The sequence below is a fragment of the Ureibacillus sp. GCM10028918 genome, from assembly GCF_042666115.1.
Taxonomy (GTDB): Bacteria; Bacillota; Bacilli; order Bacillales_A; family Planococcaceae; genus Ureibacillus.
Genome location: NZ_JBHTFK010000013.1, coordinates 37,057 through 46,314 on the forward strand (window position 1 = coordinate 37,057; position 9,258 = coordinate 46,314).

The 9,258-nt window shown below is 37.2% G+C and carries 8 protein-coding genes; 3 read left to right on the top strand and 5 right to left on the bottom strand.

Annotated features, from left to right (window positions below; all coding sequences use genetic code 11):
• Positions 1 to 112: 112 nt before the first annotated feature.
• Entirely contained in the window at positions 113 to 970 is an 858-nt protein-coding gene (locus ACFQU5_RS12450; RefSeq protein WP_390288205.1) for a CheR family methyltransferase, read from the bottom strand.
• On the bottom strand, positions 967 to 3,789 hold the full coding sequence (locus ACFQU5_RS12455; RefSeq protein ID WP_390288207.1) for an ATP-binding protein: 2,823 nt from the start codon (positions 3,787 to 3,789) through the stop codon (positions 967 to 969). The genes ACFQU5_RS12450 and ACFQU5_RS12455 overlap by 4 nt, the downstream gene beginning before the upstream one ends.
• 248 nt (positions 3,790 to 4,037) lie before the next feature.
• Here ACFQU5_RS12455 and ACFQU5_RS12460 point away from each other — a divergent pair, with 248 nt between their 5' ends.
• Positions 4,038 to 4,949 carry a S66 peptidase family protein gene (locus tag ACFQU5_RS12460; RefSeq protein WP_390288209.1) on the top strand — a complete coding sequence of 304 codons (912 nt, stop codon included), beginning with the start codon at positions 4,038 to 4,040 and terminating at the stop codon, positions 4,947 to 4,949.
• A gap of 254 nt (positions 4,950 to 5,203) precedes the next feature.
• Here the strand turns inward: ACFQU5_RS12460 and ACFQU5_RS12465 are convergent, their stop codons facing one another.
• Entirely contained in the window at positions 5,204 to 5,719 is a 516-nt protein-coding gene (locus ACFQU5_RS12465) for a DIP1984 family protein (protein WP_390288211.1), read from the bottom strand.
• Between the two features lie 11 nt (positions 5,720 to 5,730).
• Positions 5,731 to 6,420 (bottom strand): B3/B4 domain-containing protein, encoded by a 690-nt coding sequence (locus ACFQU5_RS12470; RefSeq protein WP_390288213.1) that lies wholly within the window; start codon positions 6,418 to 6,420, stop codon positions 5,731 to 5,733.
• An 80-nt stretch (positions 6,421 to 6,500) separates the two neighbouring features.
• On the opposite strand from ACFQU5_RS12470, the gene queG reads away from it, so the two are divergent.
• Entirely contained in the window at positions 6,501 to 7,634 is a 1,134-nt protein-coding gene (gene queG / locus ACFQU5_RS12475; RefSeq protein ID WP_390288215.1) for a tRNA epoxyqueuosine(34) reductase QueG, read from the top strand.
• 94 nt (positions 7,635 to 7,728) lie between these two features.
• Positions 7,729 to 8,202 (top strand): tRNA (uridine(34)/cytosine(34)/5-carboxymethylaminomethyluridine(34)-2'-O)-methyltransferase TrmL, encoded by a 474-nt coding sequence (gene trmL, locus ACFQU5_RS12480; protein WP_390288217.1) that lies wholly within the window; start codon positions 7,729 to 7,731, stop codon positions 8,200 to 8,202.
• Positions 8,203 to 8,249: 47 nt separating this feature from the next.
• On the opposite strand, the gene ACFQU5_RS12485 is transcribed toward trmL, so the two are convergent.
• A complete protein-coding gene (locus ACFQU5_RS12485; RefSeq protein ID WP_390288219.1) occupies positions 8,250 to 8,663 on the bottom strand; it encodes a VOC family protein in 414 nt (137 codons plus the stop codon).
• Between the last annotated feature and the right edge of the window lie 595 nt (positions 8,664 to 9,258).

Sequence of the window (9,258 nt, forward strand, 5' to 3'; positions counted from 1 at the left end):
CGAAAAATCAATTTCTACTACATCAATAAAAACGATTTTTCTACATCAAAAAAAACCATTTTTCTATTGAAGAAAAATGGTTTTTTTTTGTCTTTTGACTGGCCGTTTTATATTATTCTATTTTTTCATAAATACGTTCATTTCCATTTACTTCGTTATAACTTGGCATGATATCGATAAAGCGAAGCGTTTCTTTATCTCCAAGACCGAGATAGCCGCCTTGCACTAAGCTTTCATAAAATAAATGATGTACTTGATTTTGTAGCCTCTGTGTAAAGTAGATAAGAACGTTACGGCAAATGATAATATGAAATTCATTAAATGATTGATCTGTAACTAAGTTATGTTGTGCAAAGATGATATTCTTTAATAGTGATTTATGAAAGTAAGCATACTGTCTATCAGTATTATAGTACTGAGAAAAGGACTCTTTTCCTCCAGCAAGCTGATAATTTTTTGTATAAGCCTGCATTTTATGGATTGGGAATACGCCATTCTTTGCCTTTTCCAGGACATCTTCATTCATATCGGTAGCATAAATTACCGTTTTCTCCATTAAGCCTTCTTCTTCCATCAAAATAGCCATTGAAAATACTTCTTCGCCAGTTGCACACCCTGCATGCCAAATACGAATTTCAGCATTATCACGCAGTTTCGGAATTACTTCATTTCTAAAGGCTTTGAAGAAAGAAGGATTTCGAAACATTTCGGTCACGTTAATTGAAAAATCATTTAAAATCTGATGTAAATAGTCTTCGTCATGAATAATCATATTTGTTAACTCAGTAATGGTAGAAAGATTGCTTACCTTCATTCGATTCTGAATTCTTCGTGATATAGAAGAACGATTATATAAACGAAAATCATAGCCAGACAAACGAAAAACTGCTTTTAGTAGTAGGTCGATTTCCAGGTCTGTAAGTTCAGTTGTTCGATCAAGATTCGAATTGAAATCAGATTGATGAGTCATCGTTGTTCAATACTCCCTTGTGAAACTAACCATACACGCAGAACAGAGAATAACTGTTCCAAGTTAATAGGTTTACTGATGTAATCTGAAGCACCAGCCTCGATACATTTATCGCGGTCGGTTTTCATTGCCTTTGCAGTAATGGCAATAATCGGAATTTCAGTCAATTGTAAATCTTTTCGGATCCTAGTCATTGTTTCATAACCATCCATCACAGGCATCATAATATCCATTAATACTAGGTCTATCTCGGTATTGGATTGCATGATTTCTAAACATTCCAAGCCGTGTTTTGCAACAAATATATTGATGCCATTGTGTTCAAGTGCAGTTTTAAGAGCAAATATATTTCGATTATCGTCATCAACAATCAGAACATTCTTTCCTTCAAAAATATCGCATTCTGCATTTAGAGAAGGGAGATTAGTAATTACATCTGGTTCTTTCATCTCTTCAAGTTCTCTTTGTGCAGGAAAGTCTTCAATTACTTGAGTAGCTGCAACTTCTTCATGAGATTTTTTGGATTGATCTTTATTTATTTCTTGCTGACATTCTTCACTTATACCATTTGGCAGGCTTGGAAGTGTAAGTGTAAAGGTACTACCTTTACCTTCTTCGCTTTTAAGCTCAATCCAACCTCCCAGCAGTTTTGAAAATTCTTTGCTAATGGATAATCCAAGACCTGTACCACCGTATTTACGAACAGTTGCACCATCTGCCTGTTGGAATGATTCGAAAATCAGCTGATGCTTATCTTTTGATATACCAATTCCAGTATCTATTATGGATATTTCCAACCAATCCTTACTCAAATGCTGCATATCCGTAGATAATTGTTGTTCAGCTAATTTAGTAATTGTTAATGAAACAGATCCGTGGTCCGTAAATTTAAAAGCATTAGATAATAGATTCTTCAAGATTTGATTAAAACGTTTTTCATCTGTATGGAAAATATCTTCCACATTTGGAGATTTCATAATATTAAACTCAATCTCTTTCTGCTTAGCAACTGGTGTAAAGGTTTGTTGCAGTAAATGTGGTAGTTCGTCCATATTCACTTCTCCAAATAAAATATCTAATTTACCAGCTTCAACCTTTGATAAATCTAAAATATCATTAATCAATGACAATAAATCCTGTCCAGAAGAGTTAATGACTTTTGCAAATTCAGCTTGCTCTTCGGTCAGGTTGTTGTTGTCATTCTCTCCCAGCATCTCCGATAAAATTAAGATGCTGTTAAGAGGAGTCCGTAATTCATGTGACATATTGGCAAGAAACTCGGATTTATAATTTGAGCTTAGGATGAGTTGTCCAGCAGTTGCTTCAAGCTCTTTCTTGGCCACCTCTAGTTCTCTCGATTTTGCTTCTGCTTCTTTCGATCTTTCCTCTAGCTGTTCGTTTATTATCGTTAATTCTTCTGTTTGCATTTGCAATTCTTCTGATTGAGATTGTAATTCTTCAGATTGAGATTGTAATTCTTCAGATTGAGCTTGTAGCTCTTCGGTCATTGCTCTGGATTCATTTAATAGTCGGACAATCTCCATGCGATCCATAATACTGTTTACCGTTATTCCAAATGAATCCACTACATTTTCAACTAGTTCAATTTCTAGCGATTTAAAGTCCTCTATTGAAGCAAGTTCAATTATGGCAATAACTTTATCTTCGAATTTCACCGGGACGATTAAAATACTTTTTGGTGCTGTTTCGCCAAGTCCTGTTTGAATAAGCGTATAATCTTTTGGAACATTATTAGAATGGAAAACTTCTTGTCTTACCGCTACTTGTCCTATTAGTCCTTCACCCAGTTTAAATGAATCACGTCCAATGTCTTGACTAGACCCAGAAAATGAAGCTGTTTTTATGTACTCTGTTTCATCAAGATTTTTATTTGCCACATAAAACGCACCATATGTTGCCCTTGTGCTCTTCGTTATTTCTGAAAGGAAGATTTCCGACAACTTATTAAGTGAGGAAACACCTTGATATTTGGTCAAAAGTGTAGCGAGATTAGATTGTAGCCATTCTCGACTCTCCATGTTATCTAGTAAATCATTTGTCGCGATTGCCAATTCTTTTATTTCATCATTTGTGTATACTTTAACGCGTTCTCCATAATCTCCTTCATATGCATTAATTCTGCGTATTGAATTTGTAACATTATGGACAGTCTTGATAATTGAGTTTGACACTGTTGTTGCGGAAGTGACAGCAATCAAGGTAACAAGGATAAGAAACACAGTAATAGCAATACTAACTGTATTATTTCGCTGATCCAATTCCGCTGTATTCGCTAAGATTGCTTCACTTTCAGCAATTCTAAATTCTTCAAACTGCTGTTCCATCAACGCAAGTTCGGAACTGCCTTCATCAGCAGTGAAATGCTCATTAAGCTCTTCTGTTCTTCCTTCGCGTTTCATGTCGATAACAGGGTCACCCGAAGTAACAATCCAATGTTCGATTGCAGAGTTGATAGTGGATAGTCTTTCCAGTTGTTCAGGATTATTTTTTAACAGGGAATATAATTCATGGTAATCTTGCTCCCAATTTTCAGTTGCTGCATAATAATTGTCTAAATAACGATCATTACCAGTAATAATATATCCTCGTTTTCCAGCTTGCATTTCTAATAAACTTTTTTCAATATTATTAGAAAGCGTCAGAATTTGTGAGTCATACTTAATAATTTGGTTTCTTTCTTCTTGTAATGATCGCACCTGGTTATTCAAATAAAATGCAGAAACGATTAGAGCAAGAACGATTATTACATAGCCAAAGGTAATTTTCGAACGTATGCCCAGTTTTAATTTACTTTTCATTCCGTTTCCTACCTTTTCCAATTATTATTGTTTATTTTAATATTATTATAAATGTTGCATAATTTAAATAGAATACGTTAAAAAAACAAGCATTTTATCAGAATTCACTAGTAAAGCTGCTTGCATTCTTTTCTATTACCCTCTACTTCAAAGCTCTAAACATCTCTTTTGAAAATAATTTTATAAATATACTTATTAATTGATAGAATCTATGTATAAGCATGAAAAATAATAGAGAGGATGATTATATGAAAATTAGACCACAAAGATTAATGGCGGGAGATACGGTAGGCGCTGTAGCACTAGGCGGGCCATTTGCAATGGAGTATTTACCCGAAAAATTAACGCTGCTAGAAAGCCTTGGCTTGAAAGTTAAACTAGGTGAAACTGTAGGGCTTACAGGTAAATATTTAGCAGGAACAGATGAAGAGCGATTAAATGATTTACATAACATGATTCAAAATCCAGAGATAAAAGCAATATTCAATTTAAGAGGTGGTTATGGAGCAGCTCGAATCCTTGACCGCATTGATTATCAATTGCTAACTGAAAACCCAAAAATTTTCTGGGGTTTCTCAGATGTAACATGCTTTCATACTGCTTTTCAGAAGTATTCAGATATCGTAACATTCCACGGACCAATGCTTTCTTCTGTTGGGGCGAACGAACTTTCCGATCTTTCGAAAAGAATGTTCCAACAGATATTTACACCTTTTGAAATCCAATACGATGAAAATTTAACTCCTCTACAAACCTTGGTACCAGGTAGTGTACGTGGCGAAATAACAGGCGGGAATCTAACTCGTTTGGTGAATACATTAGGAACGAAATTTGAATTTGATGTAAATGGTAAAATCTTGTTGCTCGAGGATATTGGAGAGTCTTTGGAAAATATCGATAGCATGCTGAATCAGCTACGTCTTGCACGAAAATTAGAAGGGGCAGCTGGATTTGTCATTGGAAACTTTACCGATATTAATGATGGGACATTGAAGGAAGTATGGACACTGTTTGAAGAGTATCTAAAACCACTGGGGAAACCAGCTGTTTCTGGATTTATGATCGGACACTGTGAACCGAATATTGCAATCCCATTAGGTGTCGAAGCAATTTTGGATGCGGATCTAAAAGTACTCCGAATTTTACCAGGAGTTCAATAATACAAGAGGTTGTTCTATTGATTAGAAGAAAAACCACGATTTACGCTAAAGTAGCGGAAAATCGTGGTTTTCTAACGTAAGTACTGTCCAATTCAAGATCACTGTAAAAGAGTTTTGTAACTTTGACTATGGTTGGTTATTAGTTAAAGGTCACAAGGTAACAGGTTACAGGTAATCGGTTTGCGGACTATTGTATTTTAAAAAGCAAGGTGACAGTACATTACGCCTCGGTTTGGAGTCTCACCGCCCCGAGATTAGACATAATTCGAATCATCAAATTCAATTTCTACCTGATAATTCTTGGCATTGATTGAATTAGATAATCGGTGCGCCTCTTTTTCAAGTTCGATTGCACGTTTTCGGTATTCCGCCGGGTCATACATGGCAACATTATAGAAAATGACAGAATCACTGGCACTATGGTAGAGCGATTCTTTTTCGGATTGGCCAAGATGTTTATATAGACTAGCTTCTGCACGTAATTGGGATGCCAGTTCAATGGCCTCAACAATGGCTAAGTCCTCGCCCTTAAAAGATACCGAGTTATCAATATTTGCACGGTAAATAAGCTTGTCCAGTATGCGGGAATCTTTTCGTACTTGTGCAAGTTCGGTTTCGACTTCGGGAATTGTTCGACCGGATGATTTTGGTTCTTGTCCTTTTTCCACAACAGTGTGTGAAACATGATGGATTTCGCCAATAAGTTCCTGGATTTTTTTCGTTAAAATACTTTTTAGCTTAACCCCTTCTGCCAGTGGTATCTTTTTCATAGCATTCACCCCTATATTGAAATTACAAGATTATTTTTGTTTAATAAGAAGCTACGGGAGTCGCCGCCATTAACCTGAGTAAACATATTTCCTGCAGTTGCTAATAGCTGATTGCATTCCGATTCATCTAAAGATGGTCTTAGATAAAAAATTTGGATTGCTTCCGAAGTTTCCTCTGTAACTGCCGTTCGAATCGAATCAACAAATGGGCTGCCAAATGCACCTTCTTGGTCTTTACTATATAAAATATTAGTCAGTGAATTAAATCGGCCGTTTAACCCTTCATATCCAGTTTGTTCATCACCCAAGGATATTTCAACATCTCCTGCTAGTTTCTCGATGTCATAGATGCCAATTGGAATCTCGTATTGAAGGGAGAAAAAATTATTGAGGTCTACTGCTGAATGGAAAGGTGCTAAATAGTTTTGTTTCGCTATACGGCGCATCAGACTTTCCGCCGAGTGTCGATAGCGGTTTGGATCTGCACCAAACGACTTCCAAACAGTACGCCATTCTGCAATTCCTTCTCTTTGGGTAACGGGATTTTCTTGTAGTTCCAAATACAGGTTTTCCTGATAAAGTTGTGTGCGACCTTTTATCATTTGAGGAGATTCTGACACAACAATTTTGGTATAATGGATAATGCCGATTTTTAATTGGTCGTTCGTTTGTAGAAGTTCTTTGTCTAATGAGATGTTCAAGCAAATCACCTACATTTATAAAATTTCGCATTACTAGCGTATATTATATATTTTACCAAATAAAGGAGTTGAATGCGAAGATGAAAATCGAACAATTGCAAACAGAGCTAATTGAATACGCAAAATCCATTGGCGTGGACAAAATCGGTTTTACGCATGCCTCTCCCTTTCATGAAATGAAAAATCGATTAAAACGGCAGCAGCAGTTAGGCTATCAATCGGGATTTGAAGAATCGGATATCGAAAAAAGAACAGAGCCCCTGCTTCTATTAGATAGTGCGGAAAGTATAATTGCCATTGCACTTGCATATCCTTCCAAAATGGAAGAAGCCCCTGCAGGAAAAAAGGGAGCACGTCGCGGTATTTTTGCACGGGCTTCATGGGGAGTGGATTACCATGTTGCTGTGCGGGAACGTTTAAATTTAATAGAAGAGTGGTTGAAGGAACGCGTTCAACATGTACAAATTAAATCGATGGTTGACACTGGGGAACTTGTAGACCGTGCTGTAGCTGAACGAGCGGGAATAGGGTGGAGTGGCAAGAACTGTTCCATCATTACTCCGGAGTTTGGTTCGTACGTTTACCTTGGGGAAATGATTACGAATATTCCCTTTAAACCAGATACACCGATTGAAGATGAATGTGGGGATTGCCGACTCTGTTTGGATGTGTGTCCAACGGGTGCTTTAGTCGCTGGGGGACAGTTAAATTCACAACGTTGTGTAGCTTTCCTAACGCAAACGAAGGATTTTCTACCAGACGAGTTTCGGAAAGAACTGGGGAATCGCATCTATGGCTGTGATACTTGCCAAACCGTTTGCCCAAAAAATAAAGGGAAAAGCAACTGGATTCATGAAGAATTCAAACCTGATCCTGAATTAGCTAAACCCCTATTACAACCATTGCTTCAAATGTCCAATAAAGAGTTTAAATCCAGATTTGGCTATATGTCAGGTTCATGGAGAGGGAAAAAGCCAATTCAGCGTAATGCCATTATTGCACTAGCTCATTTTAAAGAACAATCAGCAATACCAGACTTAATCACAATCATGAATAAAGATGAGCGTCCGGTTATGCGTGGAACAGCTGCATGGGCGATAGGGAAAATTGGCGGTCCTGATGCGCAACAGGCATTGCAGAGAGCATTCGATGTCGAGAAGGATGAAGAAGTACTTCGCGAAATTGAAAAGGGGCTAACATTATTAACAATTTAAGGGAATCACTAATTGTGGTTGCCCCTTTACAAAATAACCTGGATAATAATTACAAAAAGCAGTAGAAATAGAGTAATAAAGGGAAGTGTCTGATTTGCCATTGCATATTGTTTTATATCAACCTGAAATTCCAGCCAATACGGGAAACATTGCTCGTACATGTGCAGGAACAAATACATCTTTACATTTAATCCGGCCACTCGGTTTTTCGACGGATGATAAAATGCTAAAACGCGCGGGATTAGATTATTGGCACTCAGTCAATATTGTATATCACGAAAGTTTGGAAGATTTTATTGAGTATTCAAAAGATGGAGAGCTTTTCCTCATTGAAACTTATAGCGATGAGCCGTATTCCAACCACGACTTCAGTGACCAAGAAAAAGATATCTATTTTATGTTCGGTAAAGAGACAACCGGATTGCCCAAAGAATTTGCTTATGAGCGTCGCGACAAATGTTTACGTATTCCGCAAAGCGATCATATACGTTCATTAAATTTGTCGAACACAGCAGCCATCATCATTTATGAGGCACTGCGTCAGCAAAATTTCCCAGGATTAAAATAAAAGAAAGCTCCATTTTTGTAGTTTATTACAAAAATGGAGCTTTCTATTTATATCCCTTCAGTGTTCATTAAGACGATTCGCCAGCCATCGGGATCCTCAATCGTAACTCCTTTTTCTTCCCAATATGGATTTTCAGGTGCTGCTTCTGGATATCCCATTTCCATTAATCTTTGTGCAATGTTTTCAATGGATTGTAGATTTGGCATATAAAATACAAGAAGGTTGTCCTTACTTGGTACGGGACTTGGGCTGCCTTCAATATGTTGAGTAAATTCGAGATGGTAACTTGCATCCGGCATTCCTACTAATAGACCGGTATATCCTCTGTGTCCAGCAAAGGAGCCAATTTTATCCAAGCCCAGCCCTTCACAATAAAACCTTTCCAGTTCTTCGATTTGATCAGTAGGACGTGCAACGCGTACTTGTACTACCGGTAATTTATCTGGCCAATGTTTATTCACAAGTATCCCCCCTTTTTTCTATTTTAATAGGGTGACATAAGGCAATATATTCGTCTTTTGACTGAAATTGGTTAGGGAACAGTGAAGTTGATGTTGAAAATAAGGATTATATACAGGACGTGTCATGGACAAGTTAGGAGAAAATGGGCAAAGGTTGTCCATGAGTAGCAATCTTGCAGACAACTTTTCGGAAAATGGGCAAAAGTTGTCCATGAGAAGCGGTCTCGCAGACAACTTTTCGGAAAATGAGCAAAACTTGTCCATGAGAGGCAGTCTCGCAGACAACTTTTCGGAAAATGGGCAGAAGTTGTCCATGAGAAGCGGTCTCGCAGACAAGTTTTTAGCAAATGAGCAAAAGTTGTCCAAGAGAAGCGGTCTCGTAAACAAGTAAAAAGTGGTGAAAACTTGTCCATAAGAAGCGGCACCGTATTTAAATAAAAAGAAAATCAGATAAGAAAGTACCTAAAATAAAAAGGCAACTCAGGTAAGACTGAACTGCGCCCTAAATTTTGGACAGTTTAATAAAAGCAACCTTGCTATTTAAGCAGCGATTAGATGATTCCGGTATTCTACCGGAGTCATCTTTTTTAAATTC